The following is a 24,652-nucleotide window of genomic DNA, read 5'->3' on the forward strand; positions in this document are numbered from 1 at the left end:
GTTTTCAGCCTCCCTGGATTAACGTTTTTTTCTTCGTGCGCGCCCATCCGGCTGCCAGGATCAGATACAGCACCGCGATCCAGACGGCTTGAACAGCCATGGAGGTAAAGGCTTCGGACGTGCTTGTGTTGCCGATATAAATGCCGAGCGGAGTCTGGTAGGTGTATTGGAACGGAAGAAATTTCGAGACGGTCTGCACCGATTCCGGGAAAAACCACAGCGGCACAATGCTGCCGGACAATACGCGGACGATAGCGTCCTTGACATTGCCCATGTTGCCAAGCTCCATCACCCAGAACGCAATCAGTCCTATAAGCGCGCTGAGCAGCCATAGAATGGCGTAGCTTAAGAGGCAGCTCGGAAGGAAGAGCAGGAAGCTCCGGAAGGAAGCTGGCCGCGGAATACCAAAAAAGACGGAGGCAAATACGACAAGCGGAAGCGCCCTGTTTAACAAGGAGCTGAGCATCTCCCCGATATCTTCGGCCAGGTAGCAGGCAAAAAGAGGGATAGGACGGTAGAAGTCGGTGACAATTTGTCCTTCCCGTATTTTGTAATAGATGGTATTCTGTACATCGCATACGAAGATGGTAGAGATAATGATCGAGAGAATGGTGTAGGTCGTAATATCCTGCAGGCTAAGCGATTCTACCGTTCCGGAGCCGCCTTTGTAAGCCGTCTGCCATAAGAATACGGAAGCCAGCATCAGAATAAGATTTGTTGCAACGGAAGTGAATACTTCAAACCGGTAAGTCAGATTAATGAGAAGCTTCATTTTCGTTATGTACCAGTAAGCCTGAAGCATATAAACCCCCTTAAAAGTGACTTCATATGTAAAATATGACAATTACAATGCTCTTATATTAATCGATTTCATTCCCATAGGCTACGGATATTTTTAATATAGTTATTTATAAGGTTCGGCCCAAGATTGCAGGGGAGGTATAACAGGAATGGTTATGATTCTTATCATTCTTATCGTGGCTATTTACTTAACTTTGCTGAACTTTAAACGGTTTAAAAAGTTGGCCAAAGGGTTGAGATGGCTCTTGTATGCTTTAATCTTTTTCCTAATATGCGACGGCATTTATTCCTCTGTGAGGCATTTTAGTCCGGATAACGCCTTTAATAGTCTTATTCCCAGCCTCTGCATGGCACTGCTGATTGAAGGAGCGCGATATGCCTTCAGAAAAAGGCGTGCCCGCGAAAAGAACTGGTCCGTAGACGATTATCCGATTACCGATAAGTTTAAAAAGGAGATAATGGCTCATGCTAAACATAAAGATAACCGACAGTGATTTTATTGGAGGCGACCCGGCATACCTGGATACCGTCTCGCGTTATGCCGCAAGGGGAGTTTTATTCAATAACCAGGGACAGGTCGCGATGATGTATATGGCCGAGCTTGATCTCTACAAGCTGCCCGGCGGAGGAATGGAAGAAGGAGAGTCCCCCGAGGAGGCTTTCGTACGGGAAATAAAAGAAGAGACCGGTTGCGAAGCGGATGTCATCTGCAGGCTTGGTTTTGTGGAGGAGCATAAGAACCGGAATAGGTTTCTGCAGCATTCGCATTGTTATCTGGCAAAAGCGCGGCATGTTGCGGGTACGGCTGCTCTCACCGAAGCCGAAGAACAGCTCGGAATGTCCGTTCAATGGCTGTCTGCCGCACAAGCGCTGGATATTATGGAAAAAGCAGTGGCGGGCGGCGGAGATAATCACGCCAAGCTGTTTATGCTGATGCGCGACCGGATTATTCTGAAAGCAGCTGCGGAGTTCATGGAGAGAGAGGGCTTTTTATAAGCCTTTTTTCCAATATATACTTTATTGAAATTGCCTATGAAGATTATTGTTTTTATATATTATTCAAATAGGCTTCTTGGTTATATGATGGATTAAATATAAAAAAGGGGAGAGGGATTAAAGATGAACAAGTCCATCTATGACTTTCAGGTAAATGAGATAAATGGGGAGCCTATTCATCTGTCTGCTTTTTACGGCAGGGTTCTTCTAATCGTGAACACAGCAAGCCAATGCGGCTATTCCAAGCAGTTCGAAGGTCTCCAGCATTTGTACGAGAAATATTGGATGCACGGCTTTGAAATACTGGGTTTTCCGTGCAATCAATTTAACGGCAAAGAGCCTGGCAGCCATGCGGAAGTAGAAGAGCATTGCCGGCGCAAAGCCGGTGTAACTTTCTCGTTGTTCGAAAAGGTGGAACTCCGCGGAGAACCTATTCATCCGCTCTTTCAATATTTGACGGAGCAGGCGCCTTTCCGGGGCTTTGACGCGGACAATTCCGATGAGCAGTGGATGAAGAATTTTCTCCAGCAAAATCATCCGGATTTATATGAGGGCGACGGCGTAAAGTGGAACTTCTCCAAGTTCCTCGTTAACCGCGAAGGAAAAGTAATCGCCCGATTCGAGCCAACGACGCAGCCAACCGATTTGGAACTGGCCATCGAGGAGGCATTATCCTCGGAACAATAGGAGGGGTCATTCGCATTGAGTAAGCTTTTGAAGGTAGCTATGGCAGTTATGGCTGTTTTTGCGCTGCTAATACAACCGGTCTCGGCTTCGGACAAAACAACCAAGTTCAAAGTAACGCTTGTCAGCGTGGAGTTGGTTGAGAACAACCATGTCGGTAACGAGTGGTTGACTAAGGCTTACGTGAATGGCAAGGAAGTACAGGAAAACAAAAGCATTACCTTAAGCTTGAAATCAACGGACAGCATTAAGCTGAAGGCATATGCCGAAGAGCAGGATAAAATTCCCGATAGCAACTCAGCCAATGATGCCGTAAAGGCATCGTCTATCACAAAAACCGTCAATAAAGCATTGAAGGTCGTTGTGACGGAGAACCGCGGCAGGTATTCAGGGAATACGGCCGAGTGGAAGTTTACCTATAAAATTGAAAAGTAATCCGTAAGCCGATGCTTCCAAAGAAGTTTCGGCTTCTATTTTTTAACGATCAAACCTCGCCTTAAATTGTTCCTTGTCTCCGTTAAAAACGTTAATATCGACATACGCATCGATGCCGGGGATATGACCCCGGTTGTTGTATTGCCAGAATAACCAACTACGGTCTTCTCGTAAACGCGGATGCTTGACGATATCCCTGATCCAGATTTCGTAATCCTTGAAGCTGCCCGCTATGTAGGTATTAAAGGTATCGTAAGTGACATACAAGATAGGCTTCTGCTTATAATGCTCCTCCAGTTGGCTGGAGAGAATGGTCAGTTCCCGCTGAATGCGGGCGGCATCCTTATCTAGAGCAATCTCGATATCGATAACGGGAGGGAGGTTAGCGGGCTCATTGGGTACCTCTTCGATAAAATGCGCCGCCTGCTCGGCGCCGGTGCTTTGCGTTGTGAAGAAATGATAAGCGCCGATCCTCATCCCTTGGCTTCCGGCTTGCTCCCAATTCGACTTGAAGTCCTTATCCGTCATATCCTTTCCTTCGGTTGCCTTGATATAGACGAACTGCCATTTGCCGCTGCCGGCAACCTTGCCCCAATCAATCTCGCCCTGATAGCGGGACACATCAATCCCTCTTACCTTGTATTTAGACGCGAACAGGTTGTTATGCCAGATAATGCCCTTATATTCCAATACGCCTGCGATGATGAGGAGCAGCAGTATACACGCGGTGCTTTTCTGCCATCTTCTTAGCTTCATAGCCACCCATCCCTTGTTCCTGCCCTTAACTTTACTTTGAACACTCCAATACATAGACGTCAGCTTGTCCTTATTTGTTTCCGCAAAATTTAGCTTGCTCCGCGAATATGCCCGGTTTATGATAAAAGTAAATATCTGGTATGCGCGACTGGCGTAAACGTGGAGAACCACGAGGGAGCGCATACGTCATCAGCCGTACGCCTGGGCAGAGTATCGGTTCTCTTTTAGAGATGATACTCTTTTTTCATTGAGGGGATGAAGCGGATGCAGAAGAGAAGAAATGTAGCTATTCTGATCTACGACAACGTTGAAGTGCTGGATTTTACGGGACCGTTTGAAGTGTTTATTACGGGCAGCAATCGCGGGCAGGATTTCCATGTGTTCACCGTGGCGGAGCATAACAGTCCCGTTACGGCCCTAGGCAATCTGAGCGTCAATCCGGCCTATACCATTCATGACTGTCCCAAGCCCGATGTCGTGCTTATCCCCGGCGGCTGGGGCTCCCGTCAGGAAATGCACAACAAGGTGCTGACCGATTGGATCAGGAAATGCGCTGACGAGTCGGAGTTGCTGCTATCCGTCTGCACCGGCGCGCTGATCCTTGCGAAGGCAGGAGTGCTGGAAGGGCTGAAGCTGACGACGAATCGTCTTGCAACCGAGGAGCTGAGGCAGGTCGCGCCGGCATCCGCCGAAATCTCCGAGACCGCCAGATACGTAGATAACGGGAAAATCATAATGTCCGCCGGCATTTCGGCCGGCATCGATATGTCCCTCTATGTCATCAGCCGGCTTCATGGCGAGGAGAGGGCCCTGCACACCGCAAAGCTGATGGAATATGATTGGGTGCCAAAAGAGCATTCTTGATCAAATATAAAAAACGTTTTCCTGATAGGATAGCCGTAACGATGAGCGAGGGAGCTGGATCAATCTTACGAATGGAACATTACACCCGAATCCAATATGCGATTACCTTTATAGAAGAACAGCTGCAGGAAGCCCTTAGCTTGGAGGCGATTGCAATCCGGGCGGGATTTTCGCTGTACCATTTTCAAAGGCTATTCCATGCCATTACGGGCTTTACGGTGCAGGAATACATTCGGAAGAGAAGGTTAAGCAGGGCTGCCGAAGAGCTGCGGGTTACCCGCCACACGGTGCTTGATATCTCGGTGTCTTACCAATACGGCTCGCAGGAGGCGTTTACCCGTGCCTTTGCCGGTTATTTCGGCATGGCTCCGGCACAGTACAGGAAGCATCAGCCGCTGCTTGCCTTGCGGCTCCCCATTGATCTCGTCGCATTAACGGCTAATATCCGAGGAGGATTAACGATGTACAAACCGGACATCATTGAACGGCCAGCGACTCGTATTATCGGTTATAACTACCCGACCAATCTGAACAACGAGCGGTATTTCGAGGAGATTCCGGGATTCTATGCGCACTTTGGCAATCATGAATACTTTATGCGCATCCCTAACAAAGCGCGGCCGGCTTTTGCTTACGGCATCCCCCATGGTTACGGCGAGGACGGTGCTTTTTCGTTCCTTATAGGCGAGGAGGTCACTTCATTTGCGGAGGTAGAGGAGGGCTTCGCCTGCCTTGAGCTTCCTTCCGGCAAATACGCGGCTTTCCGCAACGGAACTATGCCCGAAATTGGACAAAACGCATGGAAATACATCTATGGAACCTGGCTGCCTAACAGCAATTATGAGCGGGGAGAGGGACCGGACTTTGAAGTGACGGATGTTCTGAACTCCACGCCGCAGAAAATCAGCATGACCATTTATATCCCGATTCGCTAAGCAAAGAAGAAACCTATTAGAGCATGTCGAAACTCTCGGCATGTTCTTTTTCTTGTGAGATTAGTTTTGATAAATTTCCCAAAATTATATTGACAGTCGATATATCGAGACTTAATATATAAGCATAAGATATATCGACAGACGATATAGTTTGAATGGTGGGAAGGATGACAAGACATGAAAGAGATGCTGCCGCTTACTGAAGCGTTTTATTATATCCTGATTGTTCTCTATACGGAGCCATCGCATGGATACGGCATTATGCAGGATACCGAGAAGAGGAGCGGCGGGCGCGTTAAGCTTGGTGCAGGCACTTTATATACGGCGCTTAATACCTTGCTGGGCAAAGGGCTAATTGAGCAATATCCCGTTCCGGAGGGAGCGGATGCGCGCCGCAAAATGTATGCCATTACCGAGAATGGCAAGCAGGTAGTCGAAGCGGAGATATCAAGACTGGAAGAGCTTCTGAACGTAGGGCGGCAAGCCCTGATTACGAAGAAAGGGTGAGGCGGATGAGCGACAAGCTGATTAAGCGGCATCGGCTGACGATGAGCTGGAACTTTGAGAGGGAAGAGCAGTGGCTTAACGATATGTCCCGTGACGGGCTGCATTTCAAGAAGGCGAGTATGGCAAGCAGCTTCTTCGCAAAGGATGAATCGGTCCGGTATACGTACAGACTGGATTACCAGACGGGGCAAACGCTTGGAAGCAGCAAGTTTCAGGAGTATATTGATTTGTATCAGGACGCAGGCTGGGAATATGTCAGCTCTTACGGCTCGCTCTGGCATTATTTTCGCAGGGGATGGCAGCCCGGGGATGAGCCTCAGCTCTATACGGACCGAGACTCATTGATTCAGTTGTACAAAAGATTGCAAGGGGTTATGGCCGTTATGATGCTCGTTAACCTGGTCATTATGCTTGTTAATATGCTTAATCTGAGGAATCTCTTTAGCGACAGGTTATGGACGGTAGGCGTACCGCTGCTGGTCCTTTATCTATTCCTGTTCGGCGTGTTGGGGTATGGCTGCTGGAGGATGCAGAAGAAAGTAAACGGACTTAAACTTTAAGGGGAATAGCGGAAAGGAGCGGATTCGGATGAGAAAAAAGCAATTAGGCGGTTCGGAATTATACGTAGGGGAGATTGGACTTGGCTGCATGTCGCTGGGCACGGATGAAGAGAAGGCCATTTCCCTTGTTCATGAAGCCCTGGAGCGGGGAGTTACTCTGCTGGATACAGCCGATCTGTATGACAGCGGCCGGAACGAAGAGCTTGTCGGCAAAGCCATCCGAGGACGCCGTGAGCAGGTGGTGCTGGCTACCAAGGTCGGCAACCGGAGAATGGCGGGGCAGGAGGGCTGGGCGTGGGATCCGTCGAAGGATTATATCTTATCCGCGGTGAAAGAAAGCCTTAGACGGCTGGGAACGGACTATATCGATCTGTACCAGCTGCACGGCGGGACGATCGAAGATCCGATTGACGAGACAATCGAAGCGTTCGAGCAATTGAAGCGGGAGGGCGTAATCCGGGAATACGGAATTTCGTCCATTCGTCCGAATGTCGTTCGGGAATATGCATCGCGTTCTTCCATCGTAAGCGTAATGAATCAATACAGCATCGTGGACCGACGCGCAGAGGAAACGGTGCTCCCGTTGCTGGAAGAAAAGGGGCTAAGCCTGATCGCGCGCGGACCTGTTGCAAGCGGCGCGCTTGCGGCAAACCGCCAGCCGTCCAAAGGCGCGCTGGACTATGAACTCGACGAGCTTCTCGAGCTTCGCCGGCAGCTGGCGCAGCTGACGTCTGAGGGACGGAGTCTTTCGCAGCTTGCGATTCGTTATTCTCTTAGCCATCCGGCAGTAGCCGTGGCGATTCCGGGAGCAAGCTCCCGTGAGCAGCTTCTGCAAAATATTTCTGCCGCGGATCTTTCGCCGTTGACGGACGAAGAAATACAGCTTATTCGCCGCTTAAGCAAAGCGGGCGTGTACAAGGTTCACCGCTAAGACCTATCCCAATGACCGGAGGTTGTCAGGCGCAATGGAAAATGCGAACAAGTACAGGTTGAATGACAAGGAGATCGAAACGATCGTACGGGAGGCTTTTGGGCAGGCTTATATTTCGGCAAGCGAGCTAACGGACGGCTGGGCCAACATGGCTTACTCGATTGTGCTGGGGGATGGAAGGAAGACCGTCCTGAAGATTGCGCCATCCGCGGATAAGCTGGTCATGCGTTACGAGAAGAACATGATGCGGACGGAAGTAGAAGCCATGCGCCTCGTCGCGGATACGCCAGGACTGCCTGCTCCGCGTGTTTATGCGTACGATGCTTCTTGCTCGATCATCCCGGCGGAGTATTTTTTCATGGAATACGTAGAAGGAACAGCCCTGAATAAAGTTAGGGACTCTCTCTCATTGGAGGAGCGGGAGGCCATCGCACGCGAGCTTGGCGGCTACAGCCGTTCCATTAATGCCTATAAGAACAGCTTCTTTGGGTCGCTTCAACCGGAGGGCCGCAGGAAGGATAACTGGGCGGAAGCGTTTGAGGGCATGATGGCGGATGTGCTGGCAGACGGCAAGGATGCAGGCGTCGAGCTGCCGATGTCCTATGCGGAAATCGAGAAGGAAGTGCTTCGCTACAGAGAACTGCTGGGAGTGGTTAAGGAAGCTTCGCTTATCCATTGGGATTTGTGGGACGGCAACCTATTTGTTCAAGAAGGAAGCATTTCCGGACTGATCGACTTCGAGCGCGCCTTTTGGGGCGATCCGCTCAGCGAATTTTATTTCGGACGGTTCGCGAAGAATACTTTGGGCGCGTTCTGCGAGGGATATGGCATCACTGGTTTAACCGAGTCCGAGCAGAGGAGACGCGTGTTGTACGATTTTTATCTCGATCTCATCATGGTCATTGAATGCACTTACCGCAAATACGAAAGCAAGGATCATATCAAGTGGGCTTACGAGAATTTTGCAGAGGGTTATAAGCAGCTGCAGAGCTTGTAAAATAGCAAAGCTGATGACGGTTATTAAGCCGCCATCAGCTTTTTTTTAGAGCTTTTTCATAACCTCGAATATGCGAAGGTCGTTAATCGTTTGAATCACCATTGCCGAATCGGGCATTTGGAATTTTCGCAGAATGGAATTAATCTGTTTCTTTATCGTTTCGTATTCGACGCAGCGTTCCTCCGCGATTTGCCTCCGTTTCTTGCCTTCGCATAACAGCCTTAGAACCTGGAGCTCGCTAGGCGTAAGCTCGGAAATGATCTGAATAATATTGATCAGGCTGTTCTCGGCCCGTTTCACTCGCGCAAATTCCTCGCGGATTTTCTCGGCGATCATAGGTCGGATGGGAGAGGCATTCATGTAGGCTGCGCGGACGGCGTCCAGAACCTCGATGTCGGCAGCGTTTTTTAATAAATAATCGGTAATGCCGGTTTGGAAAGCTGCAAAAATAAAATTTTCATCCTTGTGAACGGTGAGGACGATAATTTTCATGTGCGGGTATTTCTCGTTGATTAATTTCGCTGCTTGAATACCCGCATATTGGGATTCCATCTCGATATCCATTAGAATGACATCGGGTTGGTGCAGGCCGGCCAGGAGGAGCGCATCATGTCCAGAGGAAGCACGCGCCACGCAAGTAAATTCATCATGTCCTGCGAAGGTTCTTTCCAGCCTTCGAAGATGGGCTTCCATGTCATCGGCGATGAGAATACGGATGGTTTGTTGTGTCATGATACAAAAATCCCCTTTCATCTGCTTCTCTCTCTAAATGATCGGCAAGAACACCGTAAAGGTTGTTCCAGCCTCTTTTTTGCTGTCTACTACAATCTTGCCGTCATGTCCCAGGATGATTTTATGGCAATAGGACAAGCCGATTCCCCAGTTGTTTACCGAAGCTTTCGTGGTGAAGAAAGGATCAAAGATCGTCTCCAAATGCTCGTCCGCGATGCCGGGACCATTATCTGAAATCCGGATAAGCGCCCAGCCGTTCTGCCGGCTGCTTTCGATAGCGATATGGCCGTCCTCCCGGAATTGCAAGGATTCGCTGGCATTAAGAAGCAGATTATAGATGGCTTCGCTCAAATGGTTGGAATCTATGTAGCAATTAGCCGGCGACAGGCTTGGCGCAGCTTCCACCTTGCAGCGGACATTCAGCTCGGATAGCCGGGCAACCGCTTGTTGTATCGGCAGGTCGATAGACAGCGGCTGCAAATTCAAGTTTATATTTTTTAATTTTTCAGCGGCTTCGTTGATGCTGTTTAACGCCGCATGAGAAGATTCGAGGATCAAATCAAGGCTATATGAGGACTCGTGATCCGCTTGATGGCGCTTTTTTAGATAAGCCGCTTCAGATTGGATGCCAATCAAGTGATTCTTCAGGGCATGGGTAAAAGCACGCGTACCGAGAGTGGCCGTATCAATGCTTTTGTTGATTTGAATATCGCGGTTTTTGCGGTAATTCTCTATCGAATTAAACTTATAGACCAGATAGATCATCAAGAATAGAATCAAATAAATCGCATACGGAAACACCGGAAGAAGAATGGATTGATAGCTTAGCGGCGGCTGCAAATAGTTATAATACCCTTTCAGATAGGTGGCTCTCACCAATACTTTCGGGGCCCATGAGAAAACAAACAGATGGATGACGACAAGCGGAATAAAGAGCAGAACATGATATAAGGTCAGATTTTTGATGAACCTAATTTTCGGATAATTCAAATAATAATTGAGCAGCAAGCCAAAAGCAACAAAAAGTATGAGGTAGCGAAGGCCTTTTAAGACGGTTTCTATCCCATTAAACACTAGCGGATGATGAGGTTCGTTACTCAAAGAGATTTGAAAGGAAGGGTCAAAATAGACGGTTTGAATTGCAAAATAGAACAGAATGCACGCGTAACCGATTCTTTGGCTCTTTGGGCCAAGGCTATGCGTAAAGGCTATGGCAAAGCCTAGCAATGAGCAGTAGAAGAGTCCGACGCCGATATTCAGAATACGGATAAGCCAGTTCGGATTGAATTGGGTTAATACAAGATAGTTCCAGGTCCCGGGACTGAAGTCAAAGAAGCTGTGAATGACATTAAAGTAATAATTGAATTTACTAAGGTACAAGGTGAATGAGATGAAAGAAAGCACCCAACCGATAATAATTCCGTACATGAAGCGGGTCGAGGCGTGATTAAGCTTTTTATACGTAAACAAAATCGTGAAGATGAGCAGTAAGAGCGTAATGAACAGCAAAAAAGTCACTTCCTTCTCTTCGTGCAAAGTGGGGGTATAAAACATTCATCTATCGGCCAGCCCGGCATTTACGTAATATTCAAATTAAGAAAACGCACACAAATCATATCAAAAAAAGGGTGAGTGTCAATGAGGAAAAGTTTAAAGCTTGCTGCAACTGGCTCATTATTGATGGGGTTGCTGGCCGGCTGCGGTTCTAACGGGCAGACAGCGGACAATAACAGCACAGCTTCTTCTTCGCAAGATAAGACGGAGGTCGTTCACTTGAAGGCCACGGTCCTCCAGGATGATTTGGAAACGTTTAAGGCCGCTTACGCGGAGTTCAGCAAGGAAAATCCTAATATTCAAGTCGAATTCGCGACTATACCGCAAGCGCAATATTACGAAAAGCTTCGCATGCAGCTCTCCTCCGGGGACAATATCGATTTGTTCGGCGGCAACATGGACGTGTTCCTGGACACGGGCATTCTGGAGCCGCTCGATGATTATATCAAGCAAGAAAACGTCGACGTCTCCGGGTACGGCCCGCTGTACGACTCCTTGAAAGTAAACGGCAAAGTATACGGACTTCCTTACCGGAAATCCAACTGGATGTTGTACTACAACAAAACGCTATTCGATCAGGCGGGCGTCGCCTATCCGAAAGACGATATGACCTGGAGCGAATTCCGCGACCTGGCCAAACAAATGACCAAAGGCGAAGGGGCGAATAAAATTTACGGCGCGTTCCTGCAGCCTTGGGCGCAAACCTGGTATATGCAGGGCGTTCAGACCGGCGCTTCCATTATCGACAAGGATTTAACGCCGTTTAAGGAAGGACTGCAATTCAGAATGGATCTGGAAAAGGACGGCTCCATTATGGGTTGGGCGGAGCAAATCTCGACCTCGGCTCATTACAACTCCGCCTTCCAGAAAGGCAATGTCGCGATGAACCTGATCGGGGACTGGCATGTCGCTCAGCTTAGACAAGCCGAGGCGGAGAAAAAGATCGACTTCGATTGGGATGTTGTGCCGATCCCGCATCCAGATGGGGTGGCTGCCAATACAAGCCTGGCTACTCCGGTATCTCTGATGGTAAATAAAGATTCCAAGCATAAAGAAGAGGCCTTTAAAGTGCTTCAATTCATGAGCGGCGCGAAAGGCGCGGAGCAGTTTGCGGCTAGAGGATTCCTCACCGGCTACATGAACGACGATATTCGCAAGATCTACATTGGCGACGGAAGCTTGAAGCCCAAAAACATTCACTACTTCGTTGAGCAAAAGGAATATCCGGAATATCCGCTGCTGCCGGGCGTAAAAAACATTCTTGTGCAAGGCGTGTACTTGCAAGAAGGGGAGCTGGCCTTAACGGGTGCCCAATCGGCCGAACAGGCCATCGACAAGATTGGTCAGCGCATAGCCTCCGAATGGGCTGATAAATACGCCGACGATTACAAATCCGGAAAATAAGGAACGCACAGAACAGAGAGGGGCGGGCTTTGCTTGAAGTGCAAAGCCCGGCTGCTTCAAATGAGGTGAGGAAATGTCGAGTAAAGCGCTAAGGCGTAATCGTTTGACAGGGTATACGTTTTTACTTCCCAACATTCTGGGGTTCTTAATCTTTATCTGCTTCCCGGTCTGCGCATCCTTCCTGATAAGCTTTACCGAATGGAACGGTTTTGGCGAAATCAAATTTACCGGATTTTCAAACTACGCGCGTCTCTGGAGCGATGACACGTTTCGGATCTCCTTGATTAACAGCTTGGTTATGACGGCGGTCTCCGTACCCGTTACGTTGATGCTCGCCATCTTGGCTGCAGTCGCCCTTAACAGAGGGATTAAAGGCGTTAAGTTGTTTAGAACAGCCATTTTCCTGCCTCACATTACAGCCACCATTGCCGTAGCCGTCGTGTGGCAGCTGCTCTATAACCCGACCATGGGACCGATAAACGGATTCCTGAGAAGTCTCGGCATTGCTCATCCTCCCGCCTGGCTTGCGTCAACGCAATGGGCGCTCATATCCGTCATTATCGTCAGTATCTGGCACTCCATTGGTTATTACATGGTCTTGTATTTGGCGGGCTTGCAAGGAATTCCGAAGGATCTCTATGAAGCGGCGGAAATTGACGGCGCGGGCAAGGTATCCCAGTTCCGCAACATTACCCTGCCGATGCTGTCGCCGGTTATTTTCTTCACGGTTATTATGGGCATTATCAACTCGTTCAAGGTATTCGACCTGGTCTATGTCTTGACCAAGGGAGGACCGGGCCGTTCAACGCATATGCTTGTATACGATATTTACGATACGGCCTTCAAACGTTACGAATATGGCTATGCCTCTGCCATGGCCTATGTCCTATTTGCGATCATCCTCGTTATTACGCTGATTCAATTTAGAGGGCAAAAACGATGGGTGAACTATTCCTAACGGATATAGCGGGTTAGAGAGGGGAGAAGCCAACAATGAGCACGCGAGTAGAAGCAAGTCAGACAATGATCACAATAGCAAGGCGTCAGCAATTTGGACAATGGTTTAGAAAAACAGCGCTATACGCCGTTGTTACGGCCGTAGCCCTGTCGATGGTCGTTCCTTTCCTGTGGATGCTTTCCGCATCGGTGAAGTCGGAGGCGGAAATATTCAGTTTTCCGATTCAGTGGATTCCAAGCCATTTTTTCTGGTCGAATTACAGCAAGGTATGGACGGAACTGCCGTTCTTCACTTATTACCTCAATACGATAAAAATCGCCGTGCTAACCACGCTGCTGCAGATCATTACATGCTCGACGGCTGCGTATGCCTTTGCCAAAGTGAAGTTTCCGGAACGCGATAAGCTGTTCTTCTTATATGTAGCAACGATGATGGTGCCTTATCAGGTCATGATGATTCCTCAGTTTGTATTAATCAAGAAGATCGGACTAATGGATTCGCATTGGTCGCTTATTCTGCTCGGAGCTTTTAGTCCGTTTGGCGTTTTTCTGTTCAGACAGTTTTTTATGTCCATTCCGGAAGAACTCTCGGAGGCGGCCAGAATCGATGGACTAAGTGAATTTGGCATATACGCGCGTATTATTCTTCCTTTGATTAGGCCCGCGATTGCCAGCTTGACGATCTTTACCTTCATGCACTCCTGGAACGACTTTCTTGGTCCGTTGATCTATCTGAATTCGGACAGCCTATTTACCCTCCAGCTCGGCATGCAGCATTTTCAAACCGAGCACGCAACGGAATACGGGCCGTTAATGGCGGCGGCGGTTTGCGCGATTATACCAACGATCGTCATTTACTTTTTGGCCCAGGATCATTTCGTAGAGGGTATTTCCGCTGGCGCGGTTAAAGGGTGAACATAAAATGAAGCCAAACATCGTTTATATATTTGCAGATCAATGGCGCAAGCAGGCTGCCGGGTTTATGGGCGAGGATCAGGTGCTTACGCCGAATATCGACCGTTTTGCGCGGGAGAGTCTGGTATTTAACCATGCGCTCTCTTGTACGCCGCTTTGCTCTCCGCATCGTGCAGCGCTTATGACGGGTAGGTATCCGCAATCCAATGGGGTCTATACAAACTGCAAGAACGGAGCGGATATCATGCTAAGCCCGGATGAAATCTGCATTGGCGATGTATTGAAGGGAGCAGGTTATCAGACCGGTTATATCGGAAAATGGCATTTGGACTTGCCCGAGCAGAATCATTGTCCGGAGCCGGAGTCCGGCGCACGGGAGTGGGATGCCTATACTCCGCCGGGGCCGAAGCGGCACGGCTTTGATTTCTGGTATTCCTACGGTGCCTATGATCACCATCTGAGGCCGCACTACTGGAGAGATTCGCCCGAGATGGTGCAGATTGAACAATGGTCGCTAGAGCATGAGACTGATGTAGCGCTGGATTATATCCGGGAAAAAGGGAGCGGCGGCAATATGGAACCCTTTGCTCTATTCCTCTCCTGGAATCCACCTCATAGCCCTTTTGAGCTTGTACCCGAGCTCTACAAAGAGATATACAGAGGACGGGAAATAAACCTGCGCCCTAATGTCCGTTGGGAACGGCTTGAAGCTCATACCGGAGAGACCTTTGAGAGCGGAGAAGAAGCGCTGCTCCGGTATACAAGGGATTACTTCGCAGCGGTGTCCGGCATGGATGAGCAATTCGGCCGCATTTGGCGGGAAATTCAGGAGTTGGGAATTTCCGAGGATACGTTAATTGTCCTTTCTTCGGATCATGGCGAGCTTATGGGGTCGCATGGTTTAATGGCGAAGCATTCCTGGCATGAGGAATCGATTGGTATCCCTTGCGTAATGAACTGGGAGGGTAAGATTAAGCAGGGCGACACGGATATGTTATTTAACAGCATAGATATTATGCCGACGCTGCTTGGACTTGCAGGGCTTCCCGTCCCTGCTTCCGTGGAAGGATTGGATCTATCCGGCGATATTCTCGGAAACCGGCGGACGGAGATTTCATCGGCGTTTATTTGCGCTTTCCCGGGGAGAAAAGATGCGATCGAAAGTTACTCCGCCTTGGGGCTGGATAACCGGAAATACGGATGGCGAGGCATTCGTACACAGGAGTATACCTACGTGGTTCATAAAGGCTATACGCCTGGCGAAGGAACGCAGCGCATCTTCTACGACCTCAAGAAGGATCCGTACCAACTTCATCCTCTTCTATTGAAGGAACTTCCGCAAACGGAAATTTTGCTTGCGCTGGAAGAAGAGCTGCAACGATGGTTAGACCGTATAGAGGACTCTTTTGAATTAAATGAATCTAAGTAGAAGGGAAGGTTGGCAAGGATGTGGCGCGAAGCAATCGAAGATGCGATCGGTAAGGTTCGCCGGAATTTGGAACAACATCAAGGGGCTTTCCCGCATATTACGAACGAACAACGTTATGAGTGGTCGGGCAACGAGGATTGGATCGAAGGATTTCATACCGGGCTGACTTGGCTCAGTTATGAATATAGTCGGAATGTCTTTTTTCAAGAACAGGCTAAGCGGCAGATTGCGGATTTTAGAAGACGCTTTGAGGAGAAAATCTGCCTGGAGCATCACGACATCGGCTTTTTGTACGGGTTATCGGCCCTTGCCGGATGGATTGTGGAAAAGGACGGCAGCGCTTATGCGCTGGCCCTGCGTGCGGCAGACCACTTGCTCGGAAGATGGCGTGAGCAAGGAGGTTTCTTGCAAGCCTGGGGACCGGAACAGGATGAGAAAAACGGAGGCCGCATCATTATTGATTGCTTGATGAATCTCCCCCTGTTGTATTGGGCATCGGAGGTGACGGGCAAGCCGCAATATGCGGAGGTGGCATACAAACAGGCGGAGCTGTCCAGAAGATACCTGGTGCGGGGCGATGATTCGTCCTATCATACGTTTTATTTCAATAGAGAAACAGGAGAGCCGCTTGGTGGAGGCACCCATCAGGGATATTCTGATGGATCGACCTGGACCCGCGGGCAGGCTTGGGGGATATACGGTTTTGCGCTATCCTACCGGTATACCAAAGACCCTGCTTTCCTGCGGACATCCAAAAGAGTGTTGAGCTACTTCCTGGAGCATTTACCGGAAGATTATATCGCTTATTGGGATTTCAATGCGCCTGTTGAAGCCCATACAAGCCGCGACAGCTCGGCTTCCGCCATCACGGCCTGCGGGATGCTGGAGCTGCTTGACCTTCTGCCGGAGGAGGACGCTGACCGAGCCTGGATTAAACAAGGGCTAGATCGAACAATGCATTCTCTTGTGAGCAAATACGCCACAATCGGCGAGGAGTCGGAAGGGTTGCTGAAGCATGGTTCCTATCATGTCCGAGGAAATAATGGTCTCGATGATTTTATGATATGGGGAGATTATTATTACTTGGAGGCGTTGATGCGACTGGAACGGGGCATTCCGGGTTATTGGTATGAACGGGATAAAAAATAATTCGTTTAAATCAGCTGATGATGGTCAAAGACCTCTATCAGCTTTTTTGCGTAATTTTAGAAGATGCGGGTGTAGTGCACAGAGATTTAATTGTAAAATATGGGTAATGATATCAATGCCAAAAGGAGGTGCTCGATTGCTTATCCGTCAACTCCAACAGTACGATCAAGATCGTGTTATTTCTATTTTTCAAGAGTACCCGCTGCAATTTCCGTCATTTGTTATTGCTAGGTATCCCGTAAGGTGGGCGGATTATTTCGCCTCATCTTCTAGGAGCAGAAGCGATTATTTTGTTGCGGAGGATAATGGTGAGGTGATAGGGCATTCGGGTTATATTTTTAATGATGACGATGGTCTTTACGAGATTGTAGGCGTTGTTGTTAAGCAGAGTGCTGGAAGAAAAGGTGTTGGCCGGGCACTGCTTGGCGGAATCTGCGATAGACTGAGAGAGCTCGGAGAGGAGCAGGCGATTTTGTATACGCTTGGCCATCCGGGAAGTCAAGGAACGATCGATTTTTACAAGAGTATCGGATTTGATCTCGTTAATGAGGAGAAAGACTTTTTTGCAGAAGGATATGACCGAGTTACTTTTACAAAGAAATTCATTTAGGAGGCCATCGAACATGGAGCATTTTTATAACAATTACCGGTTTAGCGATGACAAGTCCCTGCTTGATTTGGATACGATCCAAGCCTATCTGGCCAAGAGTTACTGGGCAAACCAGCGGACAAGGGAAACGATCAAGAAATCGATTCAGAACTCCACGTGCTACGGGATTTATTATGAAGATAGGCAAGTAGGTTTTGCCCGGGTCATAACGGATTGGGCTACCGTCTATTATCTGGCCGACGTTTATATAGATGAAGAGCATCGGGGACATGGTTTAGGCAAGGAGTTAGTGGGTTGGATCGTGCAGCAATACGAAGGGCTGTCGGGACTGCTCGGTACGCTGGATGCCCATGGATTATATGAGCAGTTCGGCTTCAAGCGTAATGCGGAGCGATTTATGGTCAGGAGGCCGGGGTCCTAGCCATTAATTTGCTTGTAAAAAGACCACTCCTGTTAGCAGGAGCGGTCTTTTTTACGATTATTTACTTCTTATCCGAGCTCAGATCCAGCCAAGCCATCTCCTCGCGGGTCAGCTTGATGCGCGAGCCTTCGTCGCAGGAGCGGAGCTCCTCGAGCGATTGGGCGCCGATGAGGGCGCAGGTCGGGAAGGCTTGGTTAAGCACGTAAGCGAGCGCGATCTGGATTTGCGTGACGTTCTTTTGCTCGGCCAGTTGCTTCGCGCGCTCATAGCGCTCCCAGTTGTCGTCGCTGTAGAAGACGCGGACCAGATCGGCATTGCTGCGATCTTCCGGAGTGAAACGGCCGGTAAAGAAGCCGCGGGCCTGCGAGGACCAAGAGAACAGCGGAAGCTGGTTGGCTTCATGCCAGGCAAGAGTCTCGTCGTCGACGGACACGCAGCCAGACCAGAACGGCTCGTTGGCTTTCGCAAGGCTGAGGTTAGGGCTGCTGAACGAGAAGCCAACAAGGCCTTTTGCCGCCGCGTAGTCATTCGCCTCTTGAATGCGCTGCCAGGTCCAGTTGGATACGCCAATCGTTTGCACCGCGCCGGATTTGATATGCTCGTTCAGAATCTCGATGACTTCGCCCGCAGGGACGTTTGGATCATCGCGGTGAAGACCGTACATGTCGATCGTATCGACTTGGAGACGCTCAAGGCTCGTCATCAGGTCGCTGCGGATCGCTTCGCGGCTGACGCGCGGGCCATTCTGGTCGTGATGGGCGCCTTTGGTCAGAATCACCCATTGGTCGCGGGTGCCGCGTTCCTTCAGGTAACGGCCGATCACTTCCTCGCTTTGTCCGCCGCAATAAATATGGGCGGAGTCAAAGCAGTTGCCGCCAATGGCGAAGTAGGCGTCCATGTTGGCAGCGGCTTTTTCATAAGAGTCATGGTAGAAATAGTCCGTGCCTTTCATCAAGCGGGATACCGGTTTGTCCAATCCTTGCAGCTTTAAGAATTCCATATGAAGCGGCCTCCTCGGATATCATTATTTTAATTGAACTCTCGCATGCTCGCGGGCAGATAAAAGGCAAGCATCAATAACCTTCATATTGCGGATGGCATCGGTTGTCGGGAATTCCAGAGGAGTACCGTTTGCAACGGAACGGGCAATGGAATCCGCTTGCGCCGTATACGAATTCACGTACGGTACCTCAATTTGGCGGCGCTCGCCGTTTGCGTTCAGGTAGATATGGCTGCTTTCCGCCGTTGGCGTAACGAACGCGGACGGAACTTCGATAATACCGTCGGTTCCGAGAATCTCCAGCGGATTGCGGAACGCCGCCCACATGCCGCAGTCGAAGGTAAGCGATACGTTGCCGTCAAATTCAATCAAGCCTGAGGCCATCATATCGACATCGTCATGCTCCGGCGAGAAGAGGGCGTTAACCGTAACCGCTTCGGGCTCTTTATCCAGAAGAAGACGCGCCACGTTAATCGGGTAACAGCCTACGTCATAGATGGAGCCGCCGCCCCAAGCTTTGCGGAAGCGGACATTCTTGGAGTCGTTCGGGTTGTTGAAAGTAAACGCGCTTCGGATCCCGCGAATCTGACCGATTGCACCGGATGCGATCAGCTCTTTAATCTGCTGATAGCGCGGATGATAGCGATACATAAACGCCTCGGACAGAAGAACGCCTGCTTTGTCGGCTGCTTCGGCCATCTCTGCCGCTTCGTGCGCGTTCAGAGCGAGAGGCTTCTCGCACAAAATATGCTTGCCTGCTTCGGCTGCGCGGATGGCCCACTCCTTATGGAGATGGTTCGGCAGCGGGATATAAATAACGTCAATCGAGCTGTCGGCCAGAAGCGCCTCGTAGCTGTCATAGGCAGTAGGAATGTTCAACTCTTCAGCCGTTTGTCTGGCTTTCTCCCCGTCGCGGCTCGCGATCGCGGCCACTTCGTTCGAATCGGATAAATGAAGGCCTGGAATTACCGCGTTTTTTGCAATATTAGCGCATCCCAGAATGCCCCATCTAAGCTTTTTACTCATGCTTCACCCTCGCTTCGTTAGAATGATTTATGACTATATTGCGATTATAGGAGAAGATAATTAAAATTAAAATGATATTATTTTGTATACCATTAGAACAATATTGTCATAAAGAGGTGCCCGATATGAAACGACAAAGCCTACTGCTCACGCTTCCGAATATGCCGTATTTTTGCATGCCTGAATCGGTGGGCAATTACCGGTTTGACCCGGAGCACAGCACAACCCGCGAGGCCGGAGCCTTGAACAATTTCAATATCCATTACTGCGTTTCCGGCAAAGGCTATGCGGAGATTGACGGCGTTGTTCATGAGCTTCGGGCAGGGGAAGCCATCCTGTATTTTCCGCTGCAGAAGCAGCGCTATTACAGCAGCCAGGATGAGCCGTGGGACGTGCGATGGTTTCATTTCTACGGAGGTACGGGCCTTCGGGATTATCTGATCGAGCAGGGCTTTCATAAAAGTCCGCTATGGAAGCTTCGGCAGCCGCAGATTTGGGAGCAAGCGCATGAGGAGCTGCTCCGCGAAGCGGAGACGCACCGGATTCTGCGGCCGGCCCAGCTGTCTATGCTTACCTATATGCTGTTGACGGTTTTTGTCGAGCATGCGTCTGCCCTGCAAGGAAACAAGACGGGGACCTCAAGCGAGCGGATTATGGAGCTGCTTCCGCTAATGCAGCAGGAGGCCGTGAAGCCTTTTATCTTGGAGGAATGGGCAGAGCGGGTAGGAGTGTCGCCGTATTACTTCTGCAAGCTGTTCCGGAACGCCACGCGTATGACGCCAATGGATTTTATTACCCGCTGCCGCTTGCAGGCGGCAAAGCAGTGGCTGCTCGAGCGGAAGGACGATAACATCGGGCAGATTGCGGAAGAGGCCGGTTATCCTAGCGTCAGCTATTTCAACAAGCGGTTTATGGAGCATGAAGGGATGACGCCAACGGCATACCGGAGATTGTACGGGGTGTAAAAAAACGCCGGCAACCTTAATCAGGTTCCGGCGTTATTCATTAGCCTTTCGGCATTTTGCTCTCATCCATGTACAGCAGATTCCAGCGGTGACCGTCCAGGTCGGCAAAGCCCGCGCCGTACATCCAGCCGTCCGATTCGCTTGGTTTGCCGAAGATGGTACCGCCGGCAAACTCTGCTTTTTGAATAAATTCGTCAACTTCTTCTCTGCTGTTAGCGCCAAGCGAGAACAACACCTCTGCATATTGGGAGGTATCGGCAACTTTCGCTCCAGAAAATTTCTCAAGCGCCGCTTCGGGGAATAGCAGGAACGTGGTCTGGCCAATCGTAAGCTTGGCCCTCTCGCTGCCTACGTTAGTTGCTTGGAATCCAATTTGATTAAAAAAGGCGGTTGATTTCTGAACATCCTTGACCGGCAGGTTAATCCAAATCTCCTGTGACATGGCTCTAGCCTCCTGGAATATATATTTCAACTAGTCCTACTATACTCTAGTTCTTGCGGCAAAAGCGAATTCTACGTGGGGCAAGGGCTACACTGGAGTTCATACAGCGTAGGGGACGTTTTTGTCCGGTCTCTTATGCTAGATTGGATTAAGTACAGCATAATGCTCGCGTTTGGACGCACGCGGCGTTTTTAAGTCCTTTTTACTGGATGGAATCCAGCATAGCCTCTGAAACCGTTCCTTTTACCGTAATTTTACTGGGGAAAATCCAATGTAAGGCGGAGAGTAAGGAGAGTACGTTGAAAAGAAATAAGGGCTGTTCCATCGTCCAAATGACGATGGAACAGCCCTTTCGTAACTTTATTTGCTTGTCTGCTCCAGCATCGTCTGAGCCAAAGTATCGATCTGGCCAAGGATGGATTTTGCGTCAAAGTAGAAGTAGGTTTTGTAATCCAACGGAATGACATTGCCGTTTTTTACGGCAGGCAGACCTTGCCAGATTTTGCTTTCGGTAAGAGACTTAAGCTGCGCGTCCGATGTTTCGGTGTAAGTGGACAGGAAAATGTAGTCGGCATTTGCGATATCCGGCAGCTTCTCCATGGAGATTTCCTGGTACTGCACGCCGTTATCGATGACGTTCTTCTGAATCCATTCCGGAGCTTTGAACTGCAGGGCGTTGTAGATGACTTCGCCGCCGCGGCCGTAGTTATCGCCCATAACCGCAATGGTGCCGCCGTCGATCTCCATCAGAACAGCCGTCATGCCCGGCTTCAATTTATCTTTCAGCATTTCGCGCGCATTAGCGGCCTTTTCCTGGTAATCCGCTTCCCATGCAGCCGCTTCTTTTTCCCGGTTCAGCAAAGCACCGAATTGTTTTACCTCATCATGGACGTTTTTGATGGAGTTATAAGGGATAAAGAGGGTTGGAGCGATTTTGGACAGGTCGTCGTAGTTCTCGGCAAGGGTATCGTTAATTAAGATAAGATCCGGCTGCAGGGCTAGTACCTTCTCCGCCGAAGCAGGCGATCCGATATCCGTGATTTTGGCTTCCTGCTCCTTCAGGAACGGGCTTCCCATCCACCATTCCTTGCTGGCGCCAATCGGCTGAATGCCTAGCGAGAGCAGAGTGCCGTGATAGTAGCCTGCGACGATTCGCTGAGGATTAGTTGGAACCTCAATGTCGCCTTTAACGGTTTTGACAATACGCGTTGCGGATTGCTCTTCCGTAGTTGCTGTATTATTGCTATCAGCTGCAGGCGAGCTTTCAGCCGTTGGTGACGCAGCCGAACTAGCAGCATTCGAATTATTGGATGAGTTGCTGCCGCAGGCGCCAAGCAGAGCCAGAATACACAGCAGCGTGGCAGCCGTGACGGACATTTTCTTTAGTTGATGAAACATGAGACGATCTCCCTCTCTGATATTAATAATCATTATTAGATAAATGATAACAATTCTCGGTTGGGATCGTCCATACACGCTGATGACCAATAATTAGACTTTTTGTGATGTGAGAAGCCGTAATGCTTCTTCCAGCTGCCGCTCCAGAGATAACGGGTCATAGCCGTAGAAAATATCGGGATTTGGCGTATATACCCGGCCGCGCCTTACAGCCTCAAGCTGCTGCCACGCAGAGGATTGGAGAGAGGCAGGCTTATCCGGATACCAGACGGAACGGTAATCGAATAAAAAGATATGATCGGCGGCAAAGCTGGACAGCTCCTGCGAAGAGACTTCCTTGTTCGGCAGCTCGTGACGGATAAGCTGTTCGCACACGATGGCAGGCGGCGTTAACCCTAGCTCTGTATACAGGAGAAGGCCGCCCATGCTGGTGGATTTTCCGTATGCATACAGCTTGTCGGATACGATTTTAAAGATCGCCACCGTCTCGTTCCGCGCAAGAAGCGGGGCCAGAAGCTGCCTTGCCTCGGCCACCCGCCGTTCAAATCCGGCCATCCATGCGTTTGCTTCGCTTGTTCTGCTGATCGCATTCGCTAGAAACAGCAGCGGGGGACGCCAATCCTCGTCAATATCCGGAATTACGCAGACAGGTCCCGCAGCTCTTAGAAGCTCCTCCTGCTTCTGGGGCTTGTCTATAAGAATGAGATCGGGCTTTACCGAAGCCAGCTTGTCCAGGGTTTCCGGATCAGCCGTAATGGGAGTATCAACAAGGGTCATAGTCAAGCTGCCGCTGAATTGCTCCTTCATCCAAGGCTCCAGAACACCCAGCGTCGGCAACGCGCCTAGCGTCAGCATGGATGCGGTCATGTAGGCGGATAAAGCGGCATAGCTCTTCGGAAGTGAGCGGTATACCGAAGGGGCTGCCCCAATAATCTGTTTGAACTTGCGGCTGAAGTAATGCTCGCTGTGGAAGCCCGTCAGAAAAGCAATCTCGTTCATCATTTTCTGAGGATGCAGTTGCAGGAGTTCCTGTGCTCTGCGGATTCTTATCCGGCATAAGTAATCGGTAAAGCTGTAACCCGTTTCCCGCTTGAATAAGCGGGAGAAATGCTCGGGACTAACCCCATACATGGAGGCAAGCCGGTCTCTCGTCAGATCCTCCCAATAGTGATCCCGGATATAGTCTAAGGATGATTCCATCCAGTCTCCCGCATCCGTATGCTGCGAAGTGGGCTCCAGCTTTACCAAAGCGGCCAGCCACTGGTAGAAGGCAAGACTGGCCCGAATGGTTTTATGCGGTCCGGAGGAAGAGACGGCTTCGGATAATTCATCGGCTAAGCCGAATAAGCGTCCAGGGGCAGCGAGATGGATAATCCCTTCTTCCTGGAGCGGGGCTTGACCACGCGAGTAAGTCCAGCTGCCGGAAGCAAGCGGAGTAAGCGCAAGAAAGGTAATCCGGTCCATGACTAGCGGCTGCTCGGATCCGTTAATAATGTGCATGCCGCAGCCGGCTGGAGCGTAAAGCGCCATGCCTGCCTGCAGACTGTATTTTCGCGCATGGGTATGAATGTCTGCCGCTCCTTCCCGGACAAGCAGGACCATATCCGTGTCCGTTACGTTCCATTCCTTTGGCGCGCGCGGCGCGTAGGTGAACTTGTGGATGGACTGAAAAGTGTAGGTCATTTCGGACTGATCCGCAGGAAGCGCCGGGCGGTAAGCCTTCCGGGTCTGCAGCTCCTGGCGGATTCGTTCGGCTTCTTCTTCGCTTAACGCGCCTAAATATTTCTCGGTCCGATGCTTCCTGCGTCCTTGCTCATCGACATAGGAGGTGACAATCCGGTAATAGGTATACGTTTTGCCAAGCTTACGGACAAGCTGTTTTTTCAAAAACATAGTTATTTAATCTCCTGTAAGTTGAGGACTATTGTAGGGACTAACTAATGTTAGTTTGCCATATAGGGGCTGGGGGGAGTCAAGAGAATCATTTTTTTTAAAACTTCTCAAGTGGTATGACATTTTATGTCATACCACCTGTTCTATAATGGGCACATCACAACGAAATGAGGTCACGAACAATGGCAAAAACAAAACGGGGACGCGTATTGTGGAACCTTCCTTCCCGAAGCAGAGGGACTTGTCCCGTATGCGGAAGAACAAGAATTAAGCTTTTGTATACGCAGACGA

Annotated in this window: 27 protein-coding genes and 1 riboswitch; of the genes, 18 read left to right on the forward strand and 9 right to left on the reverse strand. The window is 49.8% G+C overall.

What is annotated here, in order from left to right; all coding sequences use genetic code 11:
• Positions 1-4 precede the first annotated feature (4 nt).
• Positions 5-802, reverse strand: coding sequence for an ABC transporter permease (locus PJDR2_RS03305; RefSeq protein WP_012772632.1), 798 nt, complete (start codon positions 800-802; stop codon positions 5-7).
• A gap of 148 nt (positions 803-950) precedes the next feature.
• On the opposite strand from PJDR2_RS03305, the gene PJDR2_RS03310 reads away from it, so the two are divergent.
• From PJDR2_RS03310 to PJDR2_RS03325, 4 genes are all read left to right on the forward strand, one after another.
• Entirely contained in the window at positions 951-1,295 is a 345-nt protein-coding gene (locus tag PJDR2_RS03310; RefSeq protein WP_012772633.1) for a hypothetical protein, read from the forward strand.
• Positions 1,267-1,797 (forward strand): NUDIX hydrolase, encoded by a 531-nt coding sequence (locus tag PJDR2_RS03315; RefSeq protein ID WP_012772634.1) that lies wholly within the window; start codon positions 1,267-1,269, stop codon positions 1,795-1,797. The genes PJDR2_RS03310 and PJDR2_RS03315 overlap by 29 nt, the downstream gene beginning before the upstream one ends.
• Positions 1,798-1,920: 123 nt before the next feature.
• Positions 1,921-2,484, forward strand: a complete 564-nt coding sequence (locus tag PJDR2_RS03320; RefSeq protein WP_012772635.1) for a glutathione peroxidase — start codon at positions 1,921-1,923, stop codon at positions 2,482-2,484.
• Between the two features lie 15 nt (positions 2,485-2,499).
• Complete coding sequence (locus tag PJDR2_RS03325) at positions 2,500-2,916, forward strand: hypothetical protein (protein WP_012772636.1); 417 nt, start codon at positions 2,500-2,502, stop codon at positions 2,914-2,916.
• Between the two features lie 42 nt (positions 2,917-2,958).
• On the opposite strand, the gene PJDR2_RS03330 is transcribed toward PJDR2_RS03325, so the two are convergent.
• Positions 2,959-3,672, reverse strand: a complete 714-nt coding sequence (locus tag PJDR2_RS03330; protein WP_150106420.1) for a GH25 family lysozyme — start codon at positions 3,670-3,672, stop codon at positions 2,959-2,961.
• A gap of 134 nt (positions 3,673-3,806) precedes the next feature.
• Positions 3,807-3,886, forward strand: a riboswitch (ZMP/ZTP riboswitch).
• 50 nt (positions 3,887-3,936) lie between these two features.
• On the opposite strand from PJDR2_RS03330, the gene PJDR2_RS03335 reads away from it, so the two are divergent.
• The 6 genes from PJDR2_RS03335 (at position 3,937) to PJDR2_RS03360 (ending at position 8,466) form a co-directional block, all read left to right on the forward strand.
• Positions 3,937-4,536: a DJ-1/PfpI family protein gene (locus PJDR2_RS03335; RefSeq protein WP_012772638.1), complete on the forward strand. Its 600-nt coding sequence runs from the start codon at positions 3,937-3,939 to the stop codon at positions 4,534-4,536.
• A 71-nt stretch (positions 4,537-4,607) separates the two neighbouring features.
• Complete coding sequence (locus tag PJDR2_RS03340) at positions 4,608-5,471, forward strand: effector binding domain-containing protein (protein WP_041613274.1); 864 nt, start codon at positions 4,608-4,610, stop codon at positions 5,469-5,471.
• A gap of 177 nt (positions 5,472-5,648) precedes the next feature.
• Positions 5,649-5,978 carry a PadR family transcriptional regulator gene (locus tag PJDR2_RS03345; protein ID WP_012772640.1) on the forward strand — a complete coding sequence of 110 codons (330 nt, stop codon included), beginning with the start codon at positions 5,649-5,651 and terminating at the stop codon, positions 5,976-5,978.
• A gap of 5 nt (positions 5,979-5,983) precedes the next feature.
• Positions 5,984-6,538, forward strand: coding sequence for a DUF2812 domain-containing protein (locus PJDR2_RS31690; protein ID WP_012772641.1), 555 nt, complete (start codon positions 5,984-5,986; stop codon positions 6,536-6,538).
• Between the two features lie 28 nt (positions 6,539-6,566).
• A complete protein-coding gene (locus tag PJDR2_RS03355) occupies positions 6,567-7,469 on the forward strand; it encodes an aldo/keto reductase (protein WP_012772642.1) in 903 nt (300 codons plus the stop codon).
• A gap of 34 nt (positions 7,470-7,503) precedes the next feature.
• Complete coding sequence (locus tag PJDR2_RS03360; RefSeq protein WP_012772643.1) at positions 7,504-8,466, forward strand: phosphotransferase family protein; 963 nt, start codon at positions 7,504-7,506, stop codon at positions 8,464-8,466.
• 45 nt (positions 8,467-8,511) lie between these two features.
• Here the strand turns inward: PJDR2_RS03360 and PJDR2_RS03365 are convergent, their stop codons facing one another.
• Both PJDR2_RS03365 and PJDR2_RS03370 read right to left on the reverse strand, forming a co-directional pair.
• A complete protein-coding gene (locus tag PJDR2_RS03365) occupies positions 8,512-9,198 on the reverse strand; it encodes a response regulator transcription factor (RefSeq protein ID WP_150106422.1) in 687 nt (228 codons plus the stop codon).
• A 33-nt stretch (positions 9,199-9,231) separates the two neighbouring features.
• The gene (locus PJDR2_RS03370) at positions 9,232-10,707 is read right to left on the reverse strand and encodes a sensor histidine kinase (RefSeq protein WP_041613275.1); all 1,476 of its coding nucleotides are present in this window, start codon (positions 10,705-10,707) and stop codon (positions 9,232-9,234) included.
• A gap of 129 nt (positions 10,708-10,836) precedes the next feature.
• Between PJDR2_RS03370 and PJDR2_RS03375 the strand changes: the two genes are divergently transcribed.
• The 7 genes from PJDR2_RS03375 to PJDR2_RS03405 all read left to right on the forward strand — a co-directional run bounded on the left by PJDR2_RS03375 (position 10,837) and on the right by PJDR2_RS03405 (position 17,637).
• Complete coding sequence (locus tag PJDR2_RS03375) at positions 10,837-12,156, forward strand: ABC transporter substrate-binding protein (protein WP_083778014.1); 1,320 nt, start codon at positions 10,837-10,839, stop codon at positions 12,154-12,156.
• A gap of 73 nt (positions 12,157-12,229) precedes the next feature.
• Positions 12,230-13,114 (forward strand): carbohydrate ABC transporter permease, encoded by an 885-nt coding sequence (locus PJDR2_RS03380; RefSeq protein WP_012772647.1) that lies wholly within the window; start codon positions 12,230-12,232, stop codon positions 13,112-13,114.
• A gap of 35 nt (positions 13,115-13,149) precedes the next feature.
• Positions 13,150-14,028 carry a carbohydrate ABC transporter permease gene (locus tag PJDR2_RS03385; protein WP_012772648.1) on the forward strand — a complete coding sequence of 293 codons (879 nt, stop codon included), beginning with the start codon at positions 13,150-13,152 and terminating at the stop codon, positions 14,026-14,028.
• A gap of 7 nt (positions 14,029-14,035) precedes the next feature.
• A complete protein-coding gene (locus tag PJDR2_RS03390; protein WP_012772649.1) occupies positions 14,036-15,457 on the forward strand; it encodes a sulfatase in 1,422 nt (473 codons plus the stop codon).
• Between the two features lie 18 nt (positions 15,458-15,475).
• Positions 15,476-16,606: a glycoside hydrolase family 88 protein gene (locus PJDR2_RS03395; RefSeq protein WP_041613276.1), complete on the forward strand. Its 1,131-nt coding sequence runs from the start codon at positions 15,476-15,478 to the stop codon at positions 16,604-16,606.
• Positions 16,607-16,742: 136 nt separating this feature from the next.
• Positions 16,743-17,216 (forward strand): GNAT family N-acetyltransferase, encoded by a 474-nt coding sequence (locus tag PJDR2_RS03400; protein WP_012772651.1) that lies wholly within the window; start codon positions 16,743-16,745, stop codon positions 17,214-17,216.
• 13 nt (positions 17,217-17,229) lie between these two features.
• Complete coding sequence (locus PJDR2_RS03405) at positions 17,230-17,637, forward strand: GNAT family N-acetyltransferase (protein WP_012772652.1); 408 nt, start codon at positions 17,230-17,232, stop codon at positions 17,635-17,637.
• Between the two features lie 61 nt (positions 17,638-17,698).
• Here the strand turns inward: PJDR2_RS03405 and PJDR2_RS03410 are convergent, their stop codons facing one another.
• Positions 17,699-18,637 (reverse strand): aldo/keto reductase, encoded by a 939-nt coding sequence (locus PJDR2_RS03410; protein WP_012772653.1) that lies wholly within the window; start codon positions 18,635-18,637, stop codon positions 17,699-17,701.
• Between the two features lie 24 nt (positions 18,638-18,661).
• Positions 18,662-19,663, reverse strand: a complete 1,002-nt coding sequence (locus tag PJDR2_RS03415) for a Gfo/Idh/MocA family protein (protein WP_012772654.1) — start codon at positions 19,661-19,663, stop codon at positions 18,662-18,664.
• 125 nt (positions 19,664-19,788) lie between these two features.
• Here PJDR2_RS03415 and PJDR2_RS03420 point away from each other — a divergent pair, with 125 nt between their 5' ends.
• A complete protein-coding gene (locus tag PJDR2_RS03420) occupies positions 19,789-20,628 on the forward strand; it encodes an AraC family transcriptional regulator (RefSeq protein ID WP_012772655.1) in 840 nt (279 codons plus the stop codon).
• Positions 20,629-20,668: 40 nt separating this feature from the next.
• Here PJDR2_RS03420 and PJDR2_RS03425 read toward each other — a convergent pair whose 3' ends face one another.
• From PJDR2_RS03425 to PJDR2_RS03435, 3 genes are all read right to left on the reverse strand, one after another.
• Positions 20,669-21,070: a VOC family protein gene (locus PJDR2_RS03425; RefSeq protein WP_012772656.1), complete on the reverse strand. Its 402-nt coding sequence runs from the start codon at positions 21,068-21,070 to the stop codon at positions 20,669-20,671.
• Positions 21,071-21,430: 360 nt separating this feature from the next.
• The gene (locus PJDR2_RS03430; protein WP_012772657.1) at positions 21,431-22,468 is read right to left on the reverse strand and encodes an iron-hydroxamate ABC transporter substrate-binding protein; all 1,038 of its coding nucleotides are present in this window, start codon (positions 22,466-22,468) and stop codon (positions 21,431-21,433) included.
• Between the two features lie 93 nt (positions 22,469-22,561).
• The gene (locus PJDR2_RS03435; protein ID WP_012772658.1) at positions 22,562-24,361 is read right to left on the reverse strand and encodes a helix-turn-helix domain-containing protein; all 1,800 of its coding nucleotides are present in this window, start codon (positions 24,359-24,361) and stop codon (positions 22,562-22,564) included.
• Positions 24,362-24,652 lie beyond the last annotated feature (291 nt).

Origin of the sequence: Paenibacillus sp. JDR-2 (genome assembly GCF_000023585.1) — a bacterium.
In the GTDB taxonomy this organism is placed as follows: domain Bacteria; phylum Bacillota; class Bacilli; order Paenibacillales; family Paenibacillaceae; genus Pristimantibacillus.

What these genes read in the sequence shown, in the direction of transcription:
- PJDR2_RS03395 (WP_041613276.1), top strand. Translation starts at nt 15,476, where the DNA reads ATGTGGCGCGAAGCAATCGAAGATGCGATCGGTAAGGTTCGCCGGAAT.
- PJDR2_RS03335 (WP_012772638.1), top strand. Translation starts at nt 3,937, where the DNA reads ATGCAGAAGAGAAGAAATGTAGCTATTCTGATCTACGACAACGTTGAA.
- PJDR2_RS31690 (WP_012772641.1), top strand. Translation starts at nt 5,984, where the DNA reads ATGAGCGACAAGCTGATTAAGCGGCATCGGCTGACGATGAGCTGGAAC.
- PJDR2_RS03360 (WP_012772643.1), top strand. Translation starts at nt 7,504, where the DNA reads ATGGAAAATGCGAACAAGTACAGGTTGAATGACAAGGAGATCGAAACG.
- PJDR2_RS03430 (WP_012772657.1), bottom strand. Translation starts at nt 22,468, where the DNA reads ATGTTTCATCAACTAAAGAAAATGTCCGTCACGGCTGCCACGCTGCTG.
- PJDR2_RS03420 (WP_012772655.1), top strand. Translation starts at nt 19,789, where the DNA reads ATGAAACGACAAAGCCTACTGCTCACGCTTCCGAATATGCCGTATTTT.
- PJDR2_RS03355 (WP_012772642.1), top strand. Translation starts at nt 6,567, where the DNA reads ATGAGAAAAAAGCAATTAGGCGGTTCGGAATTATACGTAGGGGAGATT.
- PJDR2_RS03385 (WP_012772648.1), top strand. Translation starts at nt 13,150, where the DNA reads ATGAGCACGCGAGTAGAAGCAAGTCAGACAATGATCACAATAGCAAGG.
- PJDR2_RS03315 (WP_012772634.1), top strand. Translation starts at nt 1,267, where the DNA reads ATGCTAAACATAAAGATAACCGACAGTGATTTTATTGGAGGCGACCCG.
- PJDR2_RS03305 (WP_012772632.1), bottom strand. Translation starts at nt 802, where the DNA reads ATGCTTCAGGCTTACTGGTACATAACGAAAATGAAGCTTCTCATTAAT.
- PJDR2_RS03425 (WP_012772656.1), bottom strand. Translation starts at nt 21,070, where the DNA reads ATGTCACAGGAGATTTGGATTAACCTGCCGGTCAAGGATGTTCAGAAA.
- PJDR2_RS03310 (WP_012772633.1), top strand. Translation starts at nt 951, where the DNA reads ATGGTTATGATTCTTATCATTCTTATCGTGGCTATTTACTTAACTTTG.
- PJDR2_RS03320 (WP_012772635.1), top strand. Translation starts at nt 1,921, where the DNA reads ATGAACAAGTCCATCTATGACTTTCAGGTAAATGAGATAAATGGGGAG.
- PJDR2_RS03375 (WP_083778014.1), top strand. Translation starts at nt 10,837, where the DNA reads ATGAGGAAAAGTTTAAAGCTTGCTGCAACTGGCTCATTATTGATGGGG.
- PJDR2_RS03345 (WP_012772640.1), top strand. Translation starts at nt 5,649, where the DNA reads ATGAAAGAGATGCTGCCGCTTACTGAAGCGTTTTATTATATCCTGATT.
- PJDR2_RS03365 (WP_150106422.1), bottom strand. Translation starts at nt 9,198, where the DNA reads ATGACACAACAAACCATCCGTATTCTCATCGCCGATGACATGGAAGCC.
- PJDR2_RS03405 (WP_012772652.1), top strand. Translation starts at nt 17,230, where the DNA reads ATGGAGCATTTTTATAACAATTACCGGTTTAGCGATGACAAGTCCCTG.
- PJDR2_RS03330 (WP_150106420.1), bottom strand. Translation starts at nt 3,672, where the DNA reads ATGAAGCTAAGAAGATGGCAGAAAAGCACCGCGTGTATACTGCTGCTC.
- PJDR2_RS03410 (WP_012772653.1), bottom strand. Translation starts at nt 18,637, where the DNA reads ATGGAATTCTTAAAGCTGCAAGGATTGGACAAACCGGTATCCCGCTTG.
- PJDR2_RS03390 (WP_012772649.1), top strand. Translation starts at nt 14,036, where the DNA reads ATGAAGCCAAACATCGTTTATATATTTGCAGATCAATGGCGCAAGCAG.
- PJDR2_RS03340 (WP_041613274.1), top strand. Translation starts at nt 4,608, where the DNA reads ATGGAACATTACACCCGAATCCAATATGCGATTACCTTTATAGAAGAA.
- PJDR2_RS03415 (WP_012772654.1), bottom strand. Translation starts at nt 19,663, where the DNA reads ATGAGTAAAAAGCTTAGATGGGGCATTCTGGGATGCGCTAATATTGCA.
- PJDR2_RS03435 (WP_012772658.1), bottom strand. Translation starts at nt 24,361, where the DNA reads ATGTTTTTGAAAAAACAGCTTGTCCGTAAGCTTGGCAAAACGTATACC.
- PJDR2_RS03380 (WP_012772647.1), top strand. Translation starts at nt 12,230, where the DNA reads ATGTCGAGTAAAGCGCTAAGGCGTAATCGTTTGACAGGGTATACGTTT.